The sequence below is a fragment of the Methylobacterium sp. D53M genome (assembly GCF_053345625.1).
This window is the reverse complement of sequence record NZ_JBKFAL010000004.1, coordinates 210524-231834: the sequence shown is the minus strand read 5'-3', so window position 1 is coordinate 231834 and position 21311 is coordinate 210524. Positions and strand designations below refer to the sequence as shown.

The 21311-nt window shown below is 71.3% G+C and carries 28 protein-coding genes; 8 read left to right on the top strand and 20 right to left on the bottom strand.

The annotated features are described in order from the left end of the window. Positions 1-3: 3 nt before the first annotated feature. The 8 genes from ACLBYG_RS10215 to ACLBYG_RS10180 form a co-directional block, all read right to left on the bottom strand. A complete protein-coding gene (locus ACLBYG_RS10215) occupies positions 4-204 on the bottom strand; it encodes a hypothetical protein (protein ID WP_020092076.1) in 201 nt (66 codons plus the stop codon). 74 nt (positions 205-278) lie between these two features. Then, entirely contained in the window at positions 279-1454 is a 1176-nt protein-coding gene (locus ACLBYG_RS10210) for an alpha/beta hydrolase (protein ID WP_447681391.1), read from the bottom strand. Positions 1455-1569: 115 nt separating this feature from the next. Beyond that, positions 1570-1770, bottom strand: coding sequence for a hypothetical protein (locus tag ACLBYG_RS10205; protein ID WP_020092074.1), 201 nt, complete (start codon positions 1768-1770; stop codon positions 1570-1572). 78 nt (positions 1771-1848) lie between these two features. Further along, the gene (locus ACLBYG_RS10200; RefSeq protein WP_042675510.1) at positions 1849-2304 is read right to left on the bottom strand and encodes a response regulator; all 456 of its coding nucleotides are present in this window, start codon (positions 2302-2304) and stop codon (positions 1849-1851) included. 190 nt (positions 2305-2494) lie between these two features. Further along, complete coding sequence (locus tag ACLBYG_RS10195; protein WP_447681390.1) at positions 2495-3367, bottom strand: dienelactone hydrolase family protein; 873 nt, start codon at positions 3365-3367, stop codon at positions 2495-2497. Between the two features lie 80 nt (positions 3368-3447). Continuing rightward, positions 3448-3852: a hypothetical protein gene (locus ACLBYG_RS10190; RefSeq protein WP_020092071.1), complete on the bottom strand. Its 405-nt coding sequence runs from the start codon at positions 3850-3852 to the stop codon at positions 3448-3450. A gap of 121 nt (positions 3853-3973) precedes the next feature. Beyond that, positions 3974-4468 (bottom strand): DUF192 domain-containing protein, encoded by a 495-nt coding sequence (locus tag ACLBYG_RS10185; RefSeq protein WP_100251254.1) that lies wholly within the window; start codon positions 4466-4468, stop codon positions 3974-3976. 150 nt (positions 4469-4618) lie between these two features. Next, positions 4619-5224: a cold-shock protein gene (locus tag ACLBYG_RS10180; RefSeq protein WP_447681389.1), complete on the bottom strand. Its 606-nt coding sequence runs from the start codon at positions 5222-5224 to the stop codon at positions 4619-4621. A 353-nt stretch (positions 5225-5577) separates the two neighbouring features. Here ACLBYG_RS10180 and ACLBYG_RS10175 point away from each other — a divergent pair, with 353 nt between their 5' ends. Next, positions 5578-6597 (top strand): heparan-alpha-glucosaminide N-acetyltransferase, encoded by a 1020-nt coding sequence (locus tag ACLBYG_RS10175; RefSeq protein ID WP_447681388.1) that lies wholly within the window; start codon positions 5578-5580, stop codon positions 6595-6597. Between the two features lie 45 nt (positions 6598-6642). Here the strand turns inward: ACLBYG_RS10175 and efp are convergent, their stop codons facing one another. Then, a complete protein-coding gene (efp, locus tag ACLBYG_RS10170) occupies positions 6643-7266 on the bottom strand; it encodes an elongation factor P (RefSeq protein WP_199778764.1) in 624 nt (207 codons plus the stop codon). 191 nt (positions 7267-7457) lie between these two features. On the opposite strand from efp, the gene epmA reads away from it, so the two are divergent. The 5 genes from epmA to ACLBYG_RS10145 all read left to right on the top strand — a co-directional run bounded on the left by epmA (position 7458) and on the right by ACLBYG_RS10145 (position 11783). Next, on the top strand, positions 7458-8513 hold the full coding sequence (gene epmA / locus ACLBYG_RS10165; RefSeq protein ID WP_447681387.1) for an EF-P lysine aminoacylase EpmA: 1056 nt from the start codon (positions 7458-7460) through the stop codon (positions 8511-8513). Continuing rightward, entirely contained in the window at positions 8510-9553 is a 1044-nt protein-coding gene (locus ACLBYG_RS10160) for a lysine-2,3-aminomutase-like protein (RefSeq protein WP_132366662.1), read from the top strand. Before epmA ends, ACLBYG_RS10160 begins: the two co-directional genes overlap by 4 nt. A gap of 16 nt (positions 9554-9569) precedes the next feature. Continuing rightward, a complete protein-coding gene (locus ACLBYG_RS10155; RefSeq protein WP_447681386.1) occupies positions 9570-10181 on the top strand; it encodes a glutathione S-transferase family protein in 612 nt (203 codons plus the stop codon). 100 nt (positions 10182-10281) lie between these two features. Then, a complete protein-coding gene (locus tag ACLBYG_RS10150; RefSeq protein WP_447681385.1) occupies positions 10282-10932 on the top strand; it encodes an RraA family protein in 651 nt (216 codons plus the stop codon). Positions 10933-10937: 5 nt separating this feature from the next. After that, positions 10938-11783 carry a YdcF family protein gene (locus ACLBYG_RS10145; protein WP_447681384.1) on the top strand — a complete coding sequence of 282 codons (846 nt, stop codon included), beginning with the start codon at positions 10938-10940 and terminating at the stop codon, positions 11781-11783. On the opposite strand, the gene ACLBYG_RS10140 is transcribed toward ACLBYG_RS10145, so the two are convergent. The 10 genes from ACLBYG_RS10140 to ACLBYG_RS10095 form a co-directional block, all read right to left on the bottom strand. Continuing rightward, on the bottom strand, positions 11702-12028 hold the full coding sequence (locus tag ACLBYG_RS10140; RefSeq protein WP_056528788.1) for a DUF3253 domain-containing protein: 327 nt from the start codon (positions 12026-12028) through the stop codon (positions 11702-11704). The two genes, ACLBYG_RS10145 and ACLBYG_RS10140, sit on opposite strands and share 82 nt — an antisense overlap. Beyond that, the gene (locus tag ACLBYG_RS10135) at positions 12025-12798 is read right to left on the bottom strand and encodes a DUF599 domain-containing protein (RefSeq protein WP_020092060.1); all 774 of its coding nucleotides are present in this window, start codon (positions 12796-12798) and stop codon (positions 12025-12027) included. Before ACLBYG_RS10135 ends, ACLBYG_RS10140 begins: the two co-directional genes overlap by 4 nt. 79 nt (positions 12799-12877) lie before the next feature. Continuing rightward, the gene (locus ACLBYG_RS10130) at positions 12878-13162 is read right to left on the bottom strand and encodes an acylphosphatase (RefSeq protein ID WP_447681383.1); all 285 of its coding nucleotides are present in this window, start codon (positions 13160-13162) and stop codon (positions 12878-12880) included. Positions 13163-13217: 55 nt separating this feature from the next. Beyond that, the gene (locus tag ACLBYG_RS10125; RefSeq protein ID WP_020092058.1) at positions 13218-14066 is read right to left on the bottom strand and encodes a formate/nitrite transporter family protein; all 849 of its coding nucleotides are present in this window, start codon (positions 14064-14066) and stop codon (positions 13218-13220) included. Between the two features lie 146 nt (positions 14067-14212). After that, positions 14213-14644, bottom strand: a complete 432-nt coding sequence (locus tag ACLBYG_RS10120) for a gamma-glutamylcyclotransferase family protein (RefSeq protein ID WP_091676826.1) — start codon at positions 14642-14644, stop codon at positions 14213-14215. A 17-nt stretch (positions 14645-14661) separates the two neighbouring features. Next, on the bottom strand, positions 14662-14784 hold the full coding sequence (locus ACLBYG_RS10115) for a hypothetical protein (protein WP_447681382.1): 123 nt from the start codon (positions 14782-14784) through the stop codon (positions 14662-14664). Further along, positions 14781-15011 (bottom strand): hypothetical protein, encoded by a 231-nt coding sequence (locus ACLBYG_RS10110; RefSeq protein WP_447681381.1) that lies wholly within the window; start codon positions 15009-15011, stop codon positions 14781-14783. The genes ACLBYG_RS10115 and ACLBYG_RS10110 overlap by 4 nt, the downstream gene beginning before the upstream one ends. A gap of 28 nt (positions 15012-15039) precedes the next feature. After that, positions 15040-17043 carry an acetyl-CoA carboxylase biotin carboxylase subunit gene (locus tag ACLBYG_RS10105; RefSeq protein WP_056528777.1) on the bottom strand — a complete coding sequence of 668 codons (2004 nt, stop codon included), beginning with the start codon at positions 17041-17043 and terminating at the stop codon, positions 15040-15042. A gap of 100 nt (positions 17044-17143) precedes the next feature. Beyond that, positions 17144-17584, bottom strand: a complete 441-nt coding sequence (locus tag ACLBYG_RS10100; RefSeq protein WP_020092054.1) for a hypothetical protein — start codon at positions 17582-17584, stop codon at positions 17144-17146. A 162-nt stretch (positions 17585-17746) separates the two neighbouring features. Beyond that, positions 17747-18325: a L,D-transpeptidase gene (locus ACLBYG_RS10095; RefSeq protein ID WP_447681380.1), complete on the bottom strand. Its 579-nt coding sequence runs from the start codon at positions 18323-18325 to the stop codon at positions 17747-17749. 190 nt (positions 18326-18515) lie between these two features. On the opposite strand from ACLBYG_RS10095, the gene ACLBYG_RS10090 reads away from it, so the two are divergent. Both ACLBYG_RS10090 and ACLBYG_RS10085 read left to right on the top strand, forming a co-directional pair. After that, entirely contained in the window at positions 18516-19445 is a 930-nt protein-coding gene (locus tag ACLBYG_RS10090) for a histone deacetylase family protein (protein WP_447681379.1), read from the top strand. A gap of 132 nt (positions 19446-19577) precedes the next feature. Next, complete coding sequence (locus ACLBYG_RS10085) at positions 19578-20195, top strand: LysE family translocator (protein ID WP_447681378.1); 618 nt, start codon at positions 19578-19580, stop codon at positions 20193-20195. Positions 20196-20215: 20 nt separating this feature from the next. Here ACLBYG_RS10085 and ribB read toward each other — a convergent pair whose 3' ends face one another. After that, the gene (gene ribB / locus ACLBYG_RS10080) at positions 20216-21292 is read right to left on the bottom strand and encodes a 3,4-dihydroxy-2-butanone-4-phosphate synthase (RefSeq protein ID WP_042675272.1); all 1077 of its coding nucleotides are present in this window, start codon (positions 21290-21292) and stop codon (positions 20216-20218) included. Positions 21293-21311: the final 19 nt, after the last annotated feature.

Genomic DNA, 21311 nt, shown 5'->3' with positions numbered 1-21311 from the left:
GCGTCAGCCCGGTCGGCGCTGGGGCGCCCGCCGGTAGGCCGCCCGGGCCATCAGGAGCGCACCGCCGACCTGCAGAAAGCCGGTCTCGCCGAGATCCGAGGGGGCGATATGCGCCTGGATCAGCAGCCGTGTCAGCGCGTTCAGCGCGAGCAACGTCAGGCAGAAGGCCGCGGCGGCGAGCAGGCTGGCGACGAACTCGGGCATGATCTCCCTCCCGTGTCGAACGGGGAGAGATTAGCAAGCCGCGCGCCAAGGCCAAGCTGCCGGGCCGTCCGACCTCAGCGCTTGCGTCCGGCGGGTGCCGGCGCCGGCGTCCCGGCCTGCGCGGCCGGCGTGGGCCGCGGCGTCTCGACGGCGAGCCGCTTCACCGGCCAGCCGTCGCTCCAGCGCTCCATGTCGGCGAGGCGCGGATTGTTCTTCAGCGCCGTCGCGTCCGATCCGGCGAAGGCCGCCGCGGCGGCGAGGTCGAAGGTCTTCCAGAAACCGAGATAATCGAGTGCGTCGACCCGGGCGAGGTTGATCTGCGAGACCAGGGTCTGCTGCTCGCCGGACAGCGCCATGTCGGCGGACCAGCGGAACGGCGGCGGCTTCGTCGCGTCCTTGGGCGCATCCTTCGGCTCAGGGCCCGGCTTGATGGCGCCGCCGTCGTAGGCCGTGTCCACCCCCGCCGGGGACGCGAGGGTCGCCGTCAGGGCCGGAAAGCCGTGATCGTCCGACAGGGCCCGCACGAAGAGCTTGCGCTCCAGCGGCACGGCACTCGCCTCGCGCAGGAGGCGCTTGGCCGCGAGATCGGCGGCCCGCGTGTCCTTGTCGCCGACCATGGTCACGATCAGCGTCGCGGGATCGATCGCCGACAGGTCGGTGAGGGCGATGCCGCGGGATTTCGGCCCGCTGGCGATGCCACCGGGCATCACCGCGAAGATCAGCTTCGGCACCGGCAGGCCCTGGGCCTTGGCCGCGGCAGCCAGATCCATGGCGAGCGGAGCCCCGGCGAGGTGGCCGATCATCGCGACGCGGCCGAGGTCGGGCTTCGCCTCGCCGTCCGTCGCGATCTCGGCGAGGGCCGCCTTGACGAGGGATTCCGCGATGGCCGGGGCGTCGGCCGGGCGGGTCCGATTCACCTCCTGAAATCGTGGATACAAGACGAGCCAGCCCTGGCGGGCGAGATGATCGATCCAGCCGCCGTAGCTCTGCGGATTGACCGCGCCCCACCCGTGCAGGACGATCGCGACCGGCCGGCCCGTCTCGGAGCCCGCGCCCGCGGCGTAGATCGCGTAAGTCGAGGCCGTGCCGCGCCCGAGCAGCCGCTTGGTCACCGTCGCCTTGCGGTCACCCACACCGCCCGCGCCGTCGGCGGGCTGGGCCGGCGGGGTCGCCGCCTGAACGGACGCGAGGCCGGCCAGGGTCATGATCGCGGCGGCGGTGAGCGATCCGCGAAGAACTGTGAGACGCATCCGGGACTCGACTGAGAGACGCACTGCGTCGGCAGGTCAGAATGCGCTGAATAGCAGATTCTCTCGTCTTGGCGACCCGCTGGCGCAGTCTCCTGTCAAGGTTCCGCGGCGGAAGCTAGGTCGGGCCGCAGCCCGCGGGACCCGGACGGTCGAGCTGCCGCGCCAGCGCCGCCAATTCCGCCGGCAGGTCGCGATCCGCCGTGCCGTAGACACTGAGCAGCCCCTCCCGGACCGTGTCGAGAACGGCGGATTCCGCCGAATCCCGCGAACCGGGGCGTCGGAGTGAATCGGCGTGGTTGGTTGCGACAATCTTCATGGCGGCGTCGGGGATCGGTTGTACTGCGGAAGTCCGGGCGCGGCGCGCTCCGGAGTGGCGTACAACTGTGCGGCCGCCTCAGGTTTCCAAGCCGGACGGGATTATTTTGCCGCCCGGTCCGATAACGGACGGTCCCGACCCGGCCGAGGGTCGCCCGGCCGCCTGCTCCACCCAGGCGAGGATGTCTTCGGCGCGCCACGGCTTCGGGATGAAGGTCGCCGAGACGCGCAGGTCGCTCGGCTGGTCGCCCGCGTCGCCCGAGGTCAGCAGGACCCGCACGCGCGGCCAAGTCACGCCGATGATCCGCGCGAGCTCGAAGCCGCCGATCGGTCCGGGCGTGCGGACGTCCGAGAAGACGACACTGACCTCGTCCGCGCGATCGTTGAGGATCGCCAGGGCGCGATCGGCGGTCTCGGCCTCGATCACCGTGAAGCCGGTATCCTCCAGCAGCGTGGCCGCGAGGAAGCGCTCGTCGGGCTGGTCCTCCACGACGAGGATCACGGGCTTCTGGCCAGGCTGTACCGAATCGCTCATGGACCAGGACACTCTACAGGGGCTGAACGGCGGTCGCTTCGATCGGTTCAACGCCCGAGCGCCGCGAAGGGCCAGACCCGCGCGGGCACAGATCCTCCTTGGATCCTTGCACGATTGTGAAGTTGTGGCCGTGTCTTGGGTAACACAGCCACCCCGGAACGCGCCCGATCGGGCGTCCTGGGCCGACTATTCAGCCGACGCCGTGCGATTTCAGGAAGGCCAGCGCGCGCTTCCAGCCGTCCTCCGCCGCCTCGCGGCGGTAGCTCGGACGATAATCCGCGTGGAAGCCGTGCGGCGCGTCCGGGTAAACCACGAGTTCGACACTCTTGCCGGCCGCCCTGGCGCGGTCGCGCGCCTCCTCGACCGCCGCCACGGGGATGCCGGTATCGGCCCCGCCGTAGAGGGCGAGGAGCGGCGCGTGGATCTCGGCCGCCACGTCGCCGGCGGTGCGTGGCTGGATGTCGGTCCGCTCGCCACCGACCGGCCCGTACCAGGCGACGGCCGCCTTCAGGTCGCGACGATGCGCCGCGTAGAGCCACGTGGCGCGCCCGCCGCGGCACCATCCCATGACGCCGAGGCGGTTCGGGTCGCCTTTCGCCGCCGAGGCCGACCAGGCCACCGTCGCGTCGAGATCGCCGATCCACTGCGCGTCCGGCGTCTTCGCGATGACGTCGCGGATGATCTGCTTCGGATCCGACATGGTCGAGAGGTCGCCCTGGCGGGCGTAGAGCTCGGGGGCCACGGCGCAGTAGCCGGCCTTCGCGAGCCTGCGGCAGATGTCCTTGATGTAGTCGTGGACGCCGAAGATCTCCTCGATCACCAGGACGATCGGGAACGGGCCCGCGCCCTCCGGAACCGCGCGGTAGGCCGGCATCGGCCCGTCCGCGGCCGGGATCTTCACCTCGCCGGCCTCGATGCCCGCACTGTCGGTGTGGATCACCTGGGCCTCGACGCGGGTGGTCGCGAGCGTCAGCCCGCTCATCAGGCTCGTCATCACGAAGCCCCGTCGCGACAGGGGCGGCGTGATCAACCCGTCGAGTCCGGCCCGGTCGTGATCCGCCATCGTGCTCTCTCCCTCGTTCCGAGGCTGAGGGCTATCCGCGGGCGGCCGCCCGGGTCAAATCGGCCGCCGTCGCCGGGCCCTCAGGCGCCGGCGGCCGCCAGGGCCCGGACGGGCCGCGGGCTGGCGGCGCGCGCCGGCTCGGCGATCTCGCGGGGCTTCAGCATGTCGCCCAGGCTCACGAAGGTCTCGGCGGCCGGCGAGATCACGGCGCGAATGCCGTAGCCCAGCGCGAAGGAGCGGATCAGCTCGGCGTCCCGCGGGATGCCGAACCGGTCGAGAGCGGCGAGGAACGCCTCGCGGAACAGGCTCGGCCGGCACCAGCGCTTCTCGGCCATCTGCAGCGGCCAGTCCCACAGGCCCTCCGCCCGGCGCGTCGCGAGCGCGGAGCGGGCGATGAAGTAGCCGGTCTGGCGGTGCTCGATTCCGTCCGCCTGCACCGACCAATCGTCGTTGCCGAACAGTTCGACCTCAGCCGCGTCGCCCATCGGGTCCTCCGCTCTGAACCAGCCTTCCGGCGCACCGGAACATTGCCGGAACACTGGAGCGGAAATCGGCGGTGGTCAAGGCGCTTGTTCCCGGTGCGTTCGCGAATCGCGCGGGCGCGCCTCAGCGGGCCTTGAACATGGCGTGCTCGATCCGGTCGCCCGGGGCGATCCCGAGCTTCGCCGCGGTGCCGGCGTTCAGCTCGAGCACCGCCACGACCGGGCCGCCCGACGGGATGATCGCCGTGGAGAGCGGCTCGGTGTCGGCGGCGATCCGGCTGATCGTCCCGTCGGGCCGGATGAAAACCATGTCGAGCGGCAGGTAGGTGTTCTTCATCCACATCGTGACGGGCTGGTTCTGCTCGAAGTCGAACAGCATGCCGTGGTCGGCCGCCATGTGCCGGCGGAACATGAGGCCGCGGGCGCGGGCGGCGTCGTCGCGCATCACCTCGACGTCGAAGCGCTTCGGCCCGGCCTTCGTGACGATCGTCAGCGGCTCCGACTTGGTCGCGGCGGCCCGGGCGGCAGCCTGCGCCACGACGGCGGGCGCCGGGGCGATCGCGGTCAGGGCGAGGCAGGCGATGGCGGCCGCCCGGGCGGTGCGAAGAAGGGATCTCACAGGCTCATGCCTCTCGTGGGATGGCGCGCGGACCGTGAGGCCCGTCGCCCGGTGATAGACCAGGACATGCCGAAGGGGAATCCGGCTCCGGATTTTCCGAGCATCGACAAGGAGATAGGACGGGGTATGCCGGGCCGGGGAAACGCGGCCTCAATGGGACGCGGGCATCGTCCCGTCGATCAGCCGCACCTCCGCCGCCATCACGCCCTTCGAGCCGTCACCGTAGCGCACCAGGACGGACTCGCCGGGCTTCAGCTCGGCGATCCCGTAGCGCCGCAGCGTCTCCATATGCACGAAGATGTCCGGCGTCCCGTCGCCGCGGGTCAGAAATCCGAACCCGCGCAGGCGGTTGAACCACTTCACGACGGCGGTCTCGAGCCCGCTGGTCGGCGTCACGGTGACGTGCGTGCGCGGCATCGGCAACTCGGAGGGATGCACCGCCGTCGCCTGATCGAGGGAGATGACCCGGAAGGCCTGCCAGCCGCGGGGCCGCTCGACGGCCTCCACGACGATGCGGGCGCCCTCGCTGGCCGCCTGGTAGCCGTCGCGCCGCAGGCACGTGACGTGGAGCAGGATGTCGGGCGCACCGTCGTCGGGCACGATGAACCCGAAACCCTTGGAGACGTCGAACCACTTGATGCGGCCGGCCACCTCGACGAGGTCGAGCGCCTCATGCTCGTGCTGACCCAGTTCGCCGGTTCGGGCGACAATCCCCCGTTCGGGGTTCTCCGGCCCGGATCCGCGTTCGTCAGACATGGCCGAGCAACCTACACCGAATCACGCCGCGCGCTCTCCCAGCAAGATTAACGAAGTCCTGATGTCCGGGAAGCCCATTTGGCCGGCAGAACAGTGACGCCAAGTTGCAATCTTGGCGCAAGGAGGCGGGGCCGCAACAGTCGATCGGTCGCAGGCTCGGGCGAAACCGGCGTTTAAGCGTCGGGGCTGCCGAGGGGATTTCCGGATGCCGGCTCTCCCTCCCGGCACTCCAGCGCACGCCGCGTGGGCGTTCACGTTTCCGAGAGTCGACGCACCCGCTTCGGGCTCGGTCGGAGCGTCCCTTGCACGGCGCGATGGAAAGGGCGGCCCCGACATGGTTTGGGTGCACCATCATGTCCGTTGACGTCACCCTCGACCGTCCCGTCGCCGCCCCCCCGGTCGCGCCCGCCTCGCAGCGGCGCCGCCTGCCGGTCATCGACGCGGCGCGGGCGGCCGCCCTGATGGCGATGGCGAGCTACCACACGCTCTGGGATCTCGGTCACCTGCGGCTGACCGCGGAGAACTACGCGCTGACGCCGACGGGGCGGCACGCCGCCGAGGCGATTGCCGGCACCTTCCTGGTCCTGGTCGGCATCGGCCTCGTGCTGATGAACGGGCGCGGGGTCCGGCTTCGACCGACGCTGCTGCGGCTCGCGCGGATCGGCGGGGCGGCGCTCCTCGTGACCCTCGGCACCTGGGTCATGTTCCCGGACGCCTTCGTGTTCTTCGGCGTGCTCCACTGCATCGCCGTCTCGAGCCTGCTCGGGCTGCCGTTCCTGTTCCTGCCGGTCCCGGTCACCGCCGTCGCGGCCGCGGCCGTGCTCGCCGCGCCGCACGTGGTGCACGCGCCCGTCCTCGACGCGCCGGCCCTGTTCTTCCTCGGCCTCGGCTCGGTGGTGCCGCGGACGAACGACTACGTGCCGCTCTTCCCCTGGTTCGGGCTGGTGCTGGCCGGCATCGTCCTGGGTCGTCTGGCCCTGCCGCGGCTCGCCCGGTCGCGGCTGGGAGCCTGGGCGCCGCGCACGCGGCTCGGCCGCGCCGCCACCTTCGCGGGCCGGCACAGCCTCGCGATCTACCTCATCCACCAGCCGCTGCTGCTGGCGCTGCTGACCGGGCTCGTCACGGTGGTCGGCGCCAATCCGCGCGCCGGGCTGCGGGCGTTCCGCGCCGATTACGTGACGATCTGCGCGCGCACCGGCGGCGAGCCGCCGCTCTGCCGCATCGCGGCCCGCTGCACCTCGGAGGCGCTGCTCCGCGAGGACCTGTTCCGGGAGGATGGTCGCCCCTTCAGTGGGACGGAGCGCCTGCGCGCGCAGGCGATCTCGCAGGGCTGCTACGCCACCCTGGAGGCCGCCGCGCGATCCGCGCGCTGAACGCGGCGACCGACCTCGCAGGGTTGGTCGCCGGCGCGGACCGGATCAGTCCTTGGCGCGCTCGACGTAGGACCCGTCGGCCGTCATGACGACGACGCGGGTGCCGGCGGCGATGTGGGGCGGCACGGTCGTGCGCACGCCGTTCGACAGGGTCGCGGGCTTGTAGGACGACGAGGCGGTCTGGCCCTTCAGGACCGGCTCGGTCTCGGCGACCTCGAGCGTGACGCGCTGGGGCAGCTCGATGGTCAGCGGGACGCCGTTATGGACGGAGAGCATCACCGCCATGCCCTCCTGAAGGTACGGGGCGGCGTCGCCGACCACGTCCTGCGGCACCGCGATCTGCTCGTAGTTCTCCGGGTTCATGAAGTGGAACCCCTCGCCGTCGCTGTAGAGGAAGGTGTGCTCGCGATCCTCCACGAAGGCGCGCTCGACCTGCTCGGTCGTCCGGTAGCGCTCGGACACCTTCACGCCGTCCGTGATCCGGCGCATGTCGAGCTGGGTCACCGGGGTGCCCTTGCCGGGGTGGATGTTCTCGGCGAACAGGATCACGTAGAGCTTGCCGTCCTTCTCGACGACGTTGCCCTTACGGAGCGTTGAGGCGATCACCTTCACGGAATTGCGTCCTGCATTGACATGGGGGCCGGCACGCGCCAAGCGCGGGCGCTGCATCTCGGACCCCGCCACTATCGCATCTGCGCCGCGGTTGCCAGCGGGCGGGCGTGGACCGTCGATGGCAACCGGCATCGGCCGCGGTGCGTCTCCGCGGCCCGGAGCCAGTCAGGTCCGAGGATGAGAGTGCTCCAGAACGCGACGCGTCCCGGTCGGAGCCGGCCGGTCCCGCCCCGGCGCGGAGGCCGGTCGTGAGCGGACCCGCCTCCCCCTGGTGGTCGGCCGGCCGTCACGCCGACCGGCGCCCGGCGCTGATCCTGCGCAACCGCGTCCTCGCGACGTTCCGCGCGTGGTTCGCGGACCGCGACTTCGTCGAGGCCGAGGCCGCCTGCCTGCAGGTCTCGCCCGGCAACGAGGCGCATCTGTCGGCCTTCGCCACGGAAGCCATCGGCGCGAGCGGCGCCCGCACGCCGCTCTACCTGCACACCTCGCCGGAATTCGCCTGCAAGAAGCTCCTGGCCGCGGGCGAGACGCGGCTGTTCAGCGTCGCCCGGGTGTTCCGCAACCGCGAGCGCGGGCCGCTGCACCATCCCGAATTCACGATGCTCGAGTGGTACCGCGCCGGCGACCCCTACACGGCGCTGATGGCGGATTGCGCCGACCTGCTCGCCGGCGCGGCCGAGACCGCCGGCGCCCGCCGCTTCACCTTCCGCGACCGGGAGACGGATCCCTTCGCCGAGCCGGAGCGCCTGACCCTGGCCGAGGCCTTCGACCGCTTCGCCGGGATCGACCTGCTGACGAGCGTCGCGCCGGGCGGCGAGACGGACCGCGAGACTCTGGCCGCCGCCGTCGCGGCCTCCGGCCTCCGGGTCGCCCCGGACGATACCTGGGCCGACCTGTTCTCCCGCGTTCTCGTCGCGCGGATCGAGCCGCATCTCGGCCTCGGCCGCCCAACCATCCTGTGCGAGTACCCGATCAGCGAGGCCGCCCTCGCCCGTCCGGCGCCGCACGACCCGCGGGTGGCCGAGCGGTTCGAGCTCTACGCCTGCGGCGTCGAGCTGGCCAACGCGTTCGGCGAGCTGACCGACCCGGCGGAGCAGCGCCGCCGGTTCGAGGCCGAGATGGCCGAGAAGCAGCGGGTCTACGGCGAGCGCTACCCGATCGACGACGAGTTCCTCGCGGCGCTGGCCGTCATGCCGGAGGCGTCGGGAGTCGCCCTGGGCTTCGACCGCCTGGCGATGCTGGCCTGCGGGGCTACCCGGGTCGAGGACGTGATCTGGACTCCTGTGGCGGAGACGCGGCCATGAACCGGGTCCTGCGCAGCGCGGACGACCTCCTCACCGCCGGCCTGATCTCGGGGGCGGAGGCCGAGGCCCTCGGCGCCGTCCTCGCGCGCTACGCGGTCTCGGTGACGCCCGACATGGCCGAGCTGATCGACCCGCAGGACCCCGACGACCCGATCGGCCGCCAGTTCGTGCCCCGCGCCGCGGAAGCCGTGGCGACGCCGGAGGAGCGCGCCGACCCGATCGGCGACGCCGCCCACGCCCCGGTGACGGGGATCGTGCACCGCTACCCGGACCGCGTGCTGCTGAAGCCGCTCCACATCTGCCCTGTCTACTGCCGCTTCTGCTTCCGCCGGGAGATGGTCGGACCCGACGGGCTCGGGACCCTCACCGACGCAGAACTCGACGCCGCCCTCGCCTACATCGCGCAGGATCCGCGGATCTGGGAGGTGGTGCTCACCGGCGGCGACCCGTTCGCGCTCTCGCCGCGCCGCCTCGGCGCCATCGCGGAGCGCCTCGCCGCCATCCCCCATGTCCGGGTCATGCGGGTCCACACGCGCGTGCCCGTGGTGAAGCCCGATCTCGTCTCCGACGCCCTCGTCGAAGCGCTCAAGCGGTTCGGGCGCGCGGTCTTCGTCGCTGTCCACGCCAACCATCCGCGGGAATTCACCGCCGCCGCCAGCGCCGCCTGCGCCCGCCTGGTCGATGCCGGCATTCCACTGGTCAGCCAGTCGGTGCTCCTGCGCGGCGTCAACGACGAGGCCGCGATCCTCGAGGCGCTGATGCGCGTCCTCGTCGAGAACCGGATCAAACCGTACTATCTCCACCACGGCGACCTGGCCCCCGGGACGGCCCACCTGCGCACGGACATGCCCGAGGGGCAGGCGCTGATGCGCGCCCTGCGCGGCCGCCTCTCCGGCCTCGCCCAGCCGACCTACGTGCTCGACATTCCCGGCGGCCACGGCAAGGTGCCGATCGGACCGGGCTACCTGCGCGACACCCCAGACGGGGTGCGCGTGACCGATCCGGGCGGGCAGGACCACGCCTACCCGCCGAAGGCGTGACGGAGACTCTTCGATTATGCGCAGGCTTTGGGGTCGCCTCACCTCGGTGAACGTGCAGAAGGCGGTGTGGGGACTCGACGAGACGGGCCTGTCGTATGAGCGGGTCGAGGCCGGCGGCGCCCACGGGGTCGTCGACGACCCCGGCTACCGCGCGATGAACCCGAACGGCCTCGTCCCGACCTTGGAGGAGGACGGCTTCGTCCTGTGGGAATCCAACGCGATCCTCCGCTACCTGGCGGCGGTGAGCCCGGCCCTGGCCCTGCCGGCTGACCCCCGGGCGCGCGCCCACGCGGAGCAGTGGCTCGACTGGCAGGCCACGAGCTTCACGCCGGCCATGCGCGACGCCTTCTGGCAGCTCTACCGCGCGGCCGATCCGGACCGCGGCCTGATCGCCGCATCGCTGAAGAAGAGCGAGGCCATGGCGGAGATCCTCGACCGCCATCTCGCGGACCGGACCTACGCGGTCGGCGACAGCTTCGGCATCGCCGACATCGCCCTCGGCTGCGCGGCGCATCGCTGGCTGAACCTTCCGGCCGAGCGGATCGAGCGCCCGGCGCTGCGGCGCTGGTACGACCGGATCGCCGCCCGGCCCGGCGCCGCCCGGGCGCTCGGCGAGCCCATCGCCTGACGGCCGCCGCGGGCGCCCGGAGCCTTGCCGGCACGCCCGCGCGATCCACCTTCCCCGACCGCGCCGCCCGGACCGGGACCGGCCTTTCACGGAGCCCCCGATGGCGATCGACCCGACCCTGCGCGATGCGCTCTCCGCCGTGACACCGGCGAGCCTCGCCCGCGCCCTGGCGCGGGCCGGGGTGAAGGCCTGCACGCCGCACGGGCTCTCGGCGCGGGGGAGCGGAACCGTGGTCGGGCCCGCCTACACGATGCGGATGATCCCGGCCCGCGACGACGCCGCGGGCGATCTCGCCGCGGCCATCGATGCCGTCCCCGAAGGCGCCGTGGTCGTGATCGATGCTGCGGCCTCCGCCCTCGCCCTGCCCTTCGGAGCGATCCTGGCGGCACGCCTCGCCCAGCGCGGCGCCGTCGGTCTGATCACCGACGCGGCCCTGCCCGAGGAGATAGGCCTCCCCGCCTGGTGCCGGCCGGCCGCGGCCACAGGGGCCCTGGCCCTGGTCGGCACGCAGGAGCGCGTCGCCTGCGGCGGCGCCGCCATCCATCCCGGCGATATCCTGGTCGGCGACTTGAGCGGCCTCGTCGCCGTGCCGGCGGCGCTCGCCGAGCGGGTCGCCCTGGAGGCCGTCGAGCAGCAGCGCCTCGATCTCTGGATCCAGCGCGAGGTCGAGCGCGGCGCCGACCTCGCGAGTCTCCTTCCGCCGGACGCCGCGGCGCTCGCCCGGTTCGAGGCCGACACGAAGCCGGCCTGAGCACCGTGTTCTTCCCCGTCTCGAAGGTGATCTTCTTCCTGATCACCCCGTCGAACTTCTGCATCTTCGCGATCTTGCTCGGGATCGCCGTCGCGGCGGTGACGCGGTGGCGGAGGGCCGGCCTCGGTCTGGCGCTGCTCGGCACCCTGCTGCTCGGCGCGGCCGGGCTGGCGCCCCTGTCGGACGTGGCCCTGATCCCCCTCGAGCAGCGCTTCCCCGCCTATCCGGATGACGGGCCGGCTCCGGCCGGGATCATCGTGCTGGGCGGCGGCATCGAGACGGGCCTCTCGGAGACGCGTCGCCAGATCATCGTCAACGATGCCGGCGAGCGGCCGATCTATCTCGCCGACCTCGCCCGGCGCTACCCGGCGGCGCGGCTGGTCTTCTCCGGCGGCAGCGGCTTCATCGCGGGCGGTATGGCCGAAGCCGACATCGTGAGCCGGCAGGCGGACGTGATCGGCGTTCCGCGGACGCGCCTGATCCTGGAGAACCGCTCGCGCAACACCCACGAGAACGCCGCCTTCTCGGCGGCCCTGGTGCAGCCGAAGCCCGGCGAGCGCTGGCTGCTCGTGACCTCGGCCTGGCACATGCCCCGGGCGGTCGGCTGCTTCCGCCAGGCCGGATTCGCGGTGGATGCCTTCCCGGTGGATTACCGGACCCGCGGCTGGGGCGACGTCGCGCATTTCCACGGCTTCGCGTCGGACGGGCTGCTCCAGTTCGACCTGGCCGTGAAGGAGTGGATCGGCCTCGTCGCCTACCGCCTGTCCGGCTACACGCCGGACTGGCTGCCGGGACCGGATTCCAGGGGGGCTTCCGAGGCCGCATCGGAGGCCGGCAGCGACAGGCGGTAGATCCCGCGGAAATCGTCCGGGTCGACGGGCTTCCCCTTCCGCAGGATCGCGATCCGCCCGGCATGGGCGAGCCGCACCGCGACCCGGCGGACCGGCTGCATCAGCGGGCCCCAGCCGTCCGGGTGCGGGCCGCCGAGGGCGCGGGCGACCTCCGAGGGGCAGACGGTCTTGTCGGCGCCGCGCTCGGCCACGAGGCGCAGCATCGCCGTCTCGATCGCGGCGTCGTCGGGTCGTGGGTCGGTCATGTGCGGGCCTCTTCGGCGGGCGACAGGAGCGGCGCCTCGAGCGGTCCCTCGTGAGGCCCCTCCCCGGCTTCGAGGAGCGCCTTGCGGATCTCCGAGGCAAACTGGCGGCGCCACATGATGATCACGACGGCCGTCGTCGAGACGAACAGCACGTAGGGGCTGATGAACCAGCCGAGATAGGCCAGCGCGAAGAAGAACGCGCGCTGACCGCGGGCGAAGTGCCGCCCGGCGCTGACGTTCATGGCCGCGAGCCGCCGCACCGCCCGCAGCATCTCGACGTCGCTCGTGCCGGACCCCTTGTGCGGCACGGCGCCCAGCAGGATCGCCGTATAATTGAACAGCCTGTAGGCCCAGGCGAACTTGAAGAACGCGTAGACGAAGATCAGCGCGAGGCCGGCGACCTTCAGCTCCCAGGTCAGGCGATTGGCCACCGTCCCGAAGGGCAGCGTGGCGAACAGATTCAGGACGTCGTCCCCGGAGCGCGACAGGGTCAGGACCGAGCCAAGGGCGATGAGCGAGGTCGAGGCGAAGAAGGCCGTGCCGTTCTGCAGCGAGGCGTTGATCTGCGTGTCGACCACCCGGTTGTCGCGGCCGATGACCTGGCGCGCCCAGTTGGCCCGGTGGCCGTTCATGATCTGGCTGAGGGAGACCATCCTGCCGCGCAGCCGGCCGACGGACAGGCCGTAGGCGATCCAGGCGAGGACGAAGTAAAGCAGCGCCGCGAGATCGAGATGCGAGAAGGCGGCGCTGCCGGCGGACAGGTCGGTCATGGTCTCCGGATGGCGGATACGCGAAGGGGCCGTCCGCCATACCAGTCCGCGGGCGCGCGCTGAACCCGCGGCGGCGATCTCAGTCGCGCAGGATCCGGAATTCGCCGTCGCGCGGCACGTCGCCGCCGTCCCGCGCGGCCACGTCGGTCACGCGCGCACCCGGCGGACCCGACCGGCACAGGGCCGCCATCTCCGCCACGGCCTCCGGCGCGCCGCTGAAGACCGCCTCGACCGTGCCGTCGTCGCGGTTGCGCACGGAGCCGGCGAGGCCGCGGGCGCGGGCCTCGAACTGCGTCCAGGCCCGGTAGGACACGCCCTGGACGCGACCGGTGACGATGACGGAGATCGTCCGGGTCTCGCTCATGCGGGCGCGGTCTCGCCTGGATGGGCCCGCGCCGGCGGCGCGGGCCGGGATGGCCTCACTCGGCCGCGATCGGGCGACGCATGCCGGCGCCGAGGGCCGGGGTCCGCGTCGCGCCGGTGCGAACATGCGTGGAGTAGAGCATCAGGCCCGTGAAGGCGATGCCGCCCACGATGTTCCCGATCAGCGTCGGGATCTCGTTCCAGAGCAGGTAGTCCATCACCGTCAGGTGGCCGCCCATGAGGATCGCCGACGGGAACAGGAACATGTTCACCACCGAGTGCTCGAAGGTCATGAAGAAGAACACCGTGATCGGCATCCACATCGCGATGACCTTGCCGGGCACCGAGGTCGACAGCATGGCGCCGATGACGCCGGTCGAGACCATCCAGTTGCACAGCATGGCGCGGACGAAGAGCGTCAGCATCCCCGAGGCGCCGTACTTCTCGTAGCCGAGGGTGCGCGCCTCGCCGATCCCGGCGATGAGCTTGCCGACGGCGTTCGGCTCGGTGGCGAAGCCGAAGGTGAAGACGATCGACATCATCACCGCGGTGGTCAGGGCGCCCGCGAAGTTGCCGAAGAAGACCAGCACCCAGTTGCGGGCGACGCCGGCCACGGTGACGCCGGGGCGCTTGTCGATGAGGGCGAGCGGCGTGAGCACGCAGACGCCGGTGAACAGGTCGTAGCCGAGCAGGTACAGCATCGAGAAGCCGACCGGGAACAGCAGCGCCGCGACCAGCGGCTGGCCGGTCGCCTGGTTGACGCTCACCGCGAAGGCGGCGGCGAGCGCCAGGATCGCGCCGGCCATGTAGGCTCGGATGAACGTGTCCTTGGTAGCCATGAAGACCTTCGCCTCACCGGCATCGACGGCCTTCTTCACGAAATCGGCGGGCGCCAGATACGACATGCACAACTCTCCCTCGCGAACGCACGCCGATCGTCGTTGACCGACGGGCGCGCCGCGCAATCACGGATGGCCGGACGGGCGCGGTGCTGCCGCTCGCCCTCCAGCTCGCTCGTGGGCAAGCATGTCGCGTACCAACTGCGCGACGCTCAGGCGGGCAGGCCGCGGGCCCAGGTGCCGAGTTCCCGAAGATAGGCGGGCGGCAGCTGCGCCGCGCGCGCCGCCGCGACGACCGCCTCCAGGTACCCGGGCCTCGGACGCCCGGGCGCCGTCGAGCATCCGCGATAGATCAGGGCGCGCTTGACGCCCTCCCCGGTGCGGACCGGCAGCGCCGCCTTGGTGTAGAGACCCCCGGCGACGCCCTCGTAGCGGTCGAGGGCCGGGATGTCGTCGGGAGCGAGTTCCCACAGGACACCCCAGACGGTGCGCCTTCGATCGGGCACGACGGACGCGTAGCCCTCGCGCATGATGATGAAGCGGTGGTTCGGCAGATGTCCGCCGCCGATCAGCCGCGAAACCGGGCAGCGCAGCGCCATCGCGGCGGCATCCATGTTGGCGCCGTAGGCGAAATAGAGGGGCATGCCGGAGCTGTGAGAGCCTACTCGCCCGCGGGAGGATCGAGGCGCCGCGCGGCCCGCTCGTTCGCGCGCACGGCCGCGTAGGCGATCGCCAGCGTGATCGCCGGAATGCCGAACGTTACGAAGATCCAGTTGTAGTTCACGGCTTCAGGCTCCGGAGGGCACGCCTCGCGCCGTCATGTAGTGCGCAGCCGGTCCCCAGCCGAACGAGCGTGAAGATCGCGTTCTCGACGCGCAGCGCCGGTGCACTCGGCACACCGAAGCTCGCGGCCGTCATCGGCGTGACGAAGCCGATGACGACGTAGGCAACCGCGATGTTGTTCAGCGCCGTCGCCAGCAGCTTGGTCTGCTCGTTGTGAACCGCCGTCACGGCCGCGAGCGCGACGCGTGCCCCGCGATCAGGCGAATTCCAGGATCACCGCGTCGACCGCGAGACTGTCGCCCTCCTTGGCGTGGATCTTCCCCACCGTCGCGTCGCGCTCGGCGCGGAGGACGTTCTCCATCTTCATGGCCTCGACGACCGCGATCGGCTCGCCGTTCTTCACCTCCTGGCCCTCGGTGACGAGGATCTGCTTCACGAGGCCGGGCATCGGGCAGAGCACCTGCTTGCCCGAGCCGGCCTGCTCCTTCACCGGCATCAGGGCGGCGAGCTCCGCCTCGCGGCGGGTGTAGACCCGGGCCTCGGCGGCCGCGCCGGCGTGCTGCAGGAACACGCCGTTGAGCAGGCTGCGCACCTGGATCGCCACGCGCTCCGAGCCGATCGTGCCGATCCAGACCGGCTCGCCCGGGCGCCAGGCGCTCGCCACCGTGAGCGCCGTGCCGTCGTCGCGGGTGACGAGGATGTCCTCGCCCTCCGGCTCGACCGTCACCGGGAAGGAGTGACCCGCCAGGATCACCACGCGCTCACGCTCGAAGGCGAAGAGGCCGGGCGCGCGCATCTGCCCGGAGATGCCGCGCTTGCGCTGGTTGAGCTTGTGGTCGATCGCCGCCGCCGCCGCCATCATGCGGATCGCCACCGGGCCGGCCGGCTCCGGAGCCGTGAAACCCTCGGGGAATTCCTCGGCGATGAAGCCTGTGGACAGCCGACCCTCCTGCCAGCGCGGATGGGCCATCAGCGCCGAGAGGAACGGGATGTTGTGGCGGATGCCGTCGATGGCGAAGGCGTCGAGGGCCTCGCCCTGCGCGGCGATCGCCTCGGCCCGGGTCGGCGCCCAGGAGACCAGCTTGGCGATCATCGGGTCGTAGTGGATGGCGATCTCGCCGCCCTCCTCCACGCCGGTATCGTTGCGGATGATCGCCGTGCCCTGCTGGCCCTCCTCCGGCGGACGGTAGGTGGTCAGCCGACCGATCGAGGGCAGGAAGTTGCGGGTCGGGTCCTCGGCGTAGACGCGGCTCTCGACCGCCCAGCCGTTCAGCTTCACGTCGTCCTGGGTGATCGGCAGCTTCTCGCCGGCCGCGACGCGGATCATCAGCTCGACGAGGTCGAGGCCGGTGATCATCTCGGTGACTGGATGCTCGACCTGCAGACGGGTGTTCATCTCCAGGAAGTAGAAGGACTTGTCCTGCCCGGCGACGAACTCGACCGTGCCGGCCGAATCGTAGTTCACCGCCTTGGCGAGCGCGACGGCCTGCTCGCCCATCTTGCGGCGGGTCTTCTTGTCGAGGAGCGGCGACGGCGCCTCCTCGATCACTTTCTGGTTACGGCGCTGGATCGAGCACTCGCGCTCGCCGAGGTAGACGACGTTGCCGTGCTTGTCGCCGATCAGCTGGATCTCGATGTGGCGCGGGTCGGTGATGAACTTCTCGATGAAAACGCGGTCGTCGCCGAAGGAGGAGGCCGCCTCCGACTTGGCGCGGGCGAAGCCCTCCGCCACTTCCTCGCCCGAGTAGGCGATGCGCATCCCCTTGCCGCCGCCGCCCGCGGAGGCCTTGATCATCACCGGGTAACCGATCTCGTCGGCGATCTTCCTGGCGTGCTCGGGTGATTCGATCACGCCGAGGAAGCCCGGAACCGTCGAGACCTCGGCGGCGGCGGCCGCCTTCTTCGACTCGATCTTGTCGCCCATGGCGGCGATGGCCCCCGGGTTGGGGCCGATGAAAACGATTCCGGCGGCCTCGAGCGCCTTCGGGAAGGCCTCGCGCTCGGAGAGGAAGCCGTATCCCGGATGGACGGCCTGGGCGCCGGTCTTCTTGCAGGCCTCGACGATCTTCTCGATCACGAGGTACGATTCGGAGGCGGCAGCGGGCCCGATATGCACGGCCTCGTCGGCCATGGCGACGTGCACGGCGTCGCGATCGGCATCCGAGTAGACCGCTACGGTCTTGATGCCCATCCTCCGGGCCGTCTTGATCACCCGGCAGGCGATCTCACCCCGGTTGGCAATCAGGATCTTGTCGAACATCGCTGGCGCACTGCTTTCGAGATCGCCGGATTGCGCACCGGCTTGACTGTCCCGATAGATCAGTTGCGCCGCGGACGGAAGCTGCGCCTTGGTCTGAGGCTCAGGCGGCCAGGGCGAAGGTCATGCGCGGGGCCTGGACCGTGTCGCGGGCGCGACGGTTGGCCTCGAGGGCGAAGGCCACCAGTGATTCGGCGCTGCTCTCGGCCTCGCGGACGACTTCCATGGCGATCCGGGCACCCACCGCGCTCGGACCGTCGCGGCCGCTGAGCGAGGCGGCGAGCCACGCGGCGACGTCGCGGTCGATGTAGCCGGTGGGGCGCGAGCCCCACACGGCGAAGTCGACGACCGAGGCGACCAGGAAGTCGGCGAAGGCGTCGGAACCGATCACCGCCCGCTCGAGGGCGATCAGGAGGTCGGCCTCCTCGCGGTTCATGAGGCCGTCCGGGAGAACCTCGCGCTTCAGGACGAGCAGGTCCTCGTCGCTGATCGTGCCGGCCGAGACAGCATGGTTGCAGAACTGTTGAACGGAAATGGTGGTCATGATCGCCTGCCTCCCCGACCTTTGTTGCGGTCGGCTCTAGTCCCTGTGTGTCTTCAACTTACGGGACCGCTCCCCTTCCAGAGGTTAATGGCGAGATCTGAACGGAAGTTCAGGTAAACACCCCCCGAGCAAGCAGGCTTATTGGGACGTTGACCGGTTGCGTTACCGGACGATGACCGTGGCTCCCACGAGCACCCGGTTGTAGAGGTCGACCACGTCGATGTTGCGCATCCGGATGCATCCCGACGAGACCGCCTGGCCGATCTTCTCGGGCTCGTTCGTGCCGTGGATCCGGTAGAGCGTGTCCCGACCGCGATCCGACAGGTACAGGGCGCGGGCGCCGAGCGGGTTCATCGGGCCGCCCTGCATGGCGTGGACGTGCGGCCAGCGCCGGATCATCTCGGCCGGCGGGTTCCAGGCCGGCCACTCCGCCTTGCGGTCGATCCGGGCCGTGCCGGTCCAGCCATACGCCTCGTCGCCCACCGACACCCCGTAGCGCATCGCCCGGCCGTTCGGCAGGACGAGGTAGAGCTGGCGCTCCTTGGTCTCGACGACGATCGTGCCGGGCGCTTCCCGGGTCGGGTCGGCGATCTCGTAGCGGGCGAAGTGCGGATCGAACTCGGCCTCGGGCACCAGGGCCATGTACTCGGCGTCGCGGGCCGAGAGCGCCGGATCGGGCACGCCCTTGAAGGTGCAGCCCGCCAGCAGCAGGGCGCAGCCGAGTCCCGAGATGATGCGCATATCCCGCCTCGAAGGTCGTCGCGGCCGCGGACGGGGCGCGCGGATCGCCGATCCGGGTCCGTCCCGTGGAAGAATCACGCAACCATAAGGGGGCAACGGCACCCCGCCGTAGTCCGCGCGTTGGGCCCGTGGCACATTGCCGGCTCCTGTTGCCGGTGCGCGACAGGCGAGCATCCCGGGAGCGACCCTCGTGACCACCCTCTACGTGAGCCATCCCGCCAGCTTCGATCACGAGGTCCCCGAGGGGCATCCGGAGCGACCGGCCCGGATGCGCGCGGTGGAGCGGGCCCTGGAGGACGAGCGCTTCGCGGGCCTCGTGCGGGCCACGGCGCCCCGGGGCGAGATCGAGGCCGTCACGCTCGCGCACCCGCGCGCGTACGTGGACGCGCTGGTGGCGGCGGTGCCCGAGCACGGCATGGTCGGCATCGATTCCGACACGATCCTGTCGGCGGGCAGCCTGGAGGCGACGCTGCGGGCCGTGGGCGGCGGGATGCACGCCGTCGACGCCGTCGTCGGCGGCGAGTGCCGCAACGCCTTCGTGGCCATGCGCCCGCCCGGCCACCACGCGGAGCGGACCCGCGCGATGGGCTTCTGCCTGTTCAACCATGCCGCCATCGCGGCCCTGCACGCCCGGAAGAAGCACGGCGCCGAGCGGGTGGCGCTCGTGGACTGGGACGTCCACCACGGCAACGGCAGCCAGGACATCTTCTGGAACGACGCCTCGGTGCTCTACTGCTCGACCCACCAGATGCCGCTCTATCCCGGGACCGGATCGCCGTCCGAGCGGGGTGAGAAGGACACGATCGTCAACGTACCGCTGCGGCCGAACGACGACGGCGAGGTGTTCCGCGAGGCGTTCGAGACCGGCATCCTCTCCCGCCTGGAGGCGTTCCGGCCGGACGTGATCGTGATCTCCGCCGGCTTCGACGCGCACCGGCTGGACCCGCTCGCCAACCTGCGGCTGGAGGCCGAGGATTTCGGCTGGGCGACCCGCCGCCTGATGGACCTGGCCGAGCGCTGCGCGGGCGGCCGGGTCGTCTCGATCCTCGAAGGCGGCTACAGCCTCGAGGGGCTCGGCAAGTCGGTGGCCGCCCACGTCGACGCGCTGATGGGCCGCTGACGGCGGCTGCGTTGCGGTCGTCCGGCGGCAGGCGATAATCGGCGTCTCGGAGGAGATCGCCGCCATGCCGCCACGGAGCCGTCTGCGCCCACCCCTGCGGAGCATTCCCGTCCCGGCCGCGGGCACCGCTCGATGACGCTCGCGGGCTTCCTGACCTACGCGCTGGCCCTCGGGGTCGCTGCCGCGATCCCCGGGCCCGGCGTCGTCGCCCTCGTTGCCCGGGCCCTGGGCGCGGGTTTCGGCGCCGCGATGGCCTTCTCGCTCGGCCTGATCCTCGGCGACCTGACCTATCTCGCCGCCGCGATCTTCGGCCTGTCGCTGATCGCGGAGGCGCTCGGGGCGGTCTTCGTCGTCGTCCGCTACGGCGCGGCGCTCTACCTGGCCTACCTGGCGTTCCGGCTCTGGCGCGTGGCCGGAGCCGCAGCCCGGGTCGAGGGGGAATCGCGGGACCGGCCGTGGACCAGCTTCGTCGCCGGGCTGACCATCACCTTGGGCAATCCGAAGACGATCGTCTTCTACCTCGCGATCCTGCCAACGCTCGTCGATTTGCGCGGCGTGACGGCGGGGGATTGCGTCAGCCTCGTCGTCATCACGGCCGCGATCCTCTTCGCCGTGATGACGCCCTACGCGGCGCTGGCGGCGCGGGCGCGCGAGTCTCTCCGGCGGCCGGCCTTTCGCGCGCGGCTGAACCGCGGCGCCGCGGCGATCATGGCCGGCGCGGCATTCTGGACCGTCCTGCGCCGCGTCTGACCGGGGCGTTCTTCCGGGCCTCAGCCCTCCAGGGGCTCGTCGCCCAGGAGCTCGATACCGAAGCCCGAGAGGCCGACATAGGAGCGGGACGAGGTGGCGAGGTTGCGGATCGAGACCACGCCGAGATCGCGCAGGATCTGGGCGCCGAGCCCGACCTCGCGCCACTGCCGCGCCCGAAGCGCCTCCGTGCCCTCGTCGGTGACGCTCTTGACGGGGACACCCGCGGTGCCGTCCCGGAGATAGACCAGCACGCCGCGCCCGGCCGCCGCGAAGCGCTTGAGCACGGCGTCGATCTGCTTGCCGCCGCCGATCACGTCGGCAGCGACGTTGGAGCGGTGCAGGCGCACCAGCACGTCGCGGCCGTCGCCGATCTCGCCCATCACGAACGCGAACTGCTGGATCGACTCGAAGGGCGTCGAGAAGACGTAAGCGTTCAGGTCGCCGTGGTTCGAGCGCACCGGGAAGTGTCCGACCCGCTCCACCAGACGATCGCGGGCCTGCCGATAGGCGATCAGGTCAGCCACCGAGACCTGCTTGAGGCCGTGCTTCTCGGCGAAGGTCTCGATCTGCGGCCCCTTCATGACAGTGCCGTCGTCGTTGGCGAGCTCGCAGATCACGCCCACGGGCGGCAGCTCGGCGAGGCGGCACAGGTCGACGGCGGCCTCGGTGTGGCCCGAGCGCATGAGCACGCCGCCGTCGCGGGCGATCAGCGGGAAGACGTGACCGGGCCGCACGAAGTCGCCGGCGCCCATGTTGCCGTTGGCCAGCGCCCGCACGGTGTTGCAGCGCTGCTCCGCCGAGATGCCGGTCGTCAGCCCGTGCTTGACGTCGACCGTGACCGTGAAGGCCGTGCCCAGCGGCGCGTCGTTCGACGCGACCATCGGGGCGAGGTGCAGGCGCCGCGCCTCGCTCTGGGTGATCGGCGCGCAGACGATGCCGCAGGTGTTGCGGATGATGAACGCCATCTTCTCCGGCGTGCAGAGCGAGGCGGCGACGACGAGGTCGCCTTCGTTCTCGCGGTCGTCGTCGTCGGTGACGACCACGATCTCGCCGCGGGCGAAGGCCGCGATGGCCTCTGTGACGGTGCAGTGGGGCACGGGCATTCTCGAATCGTTG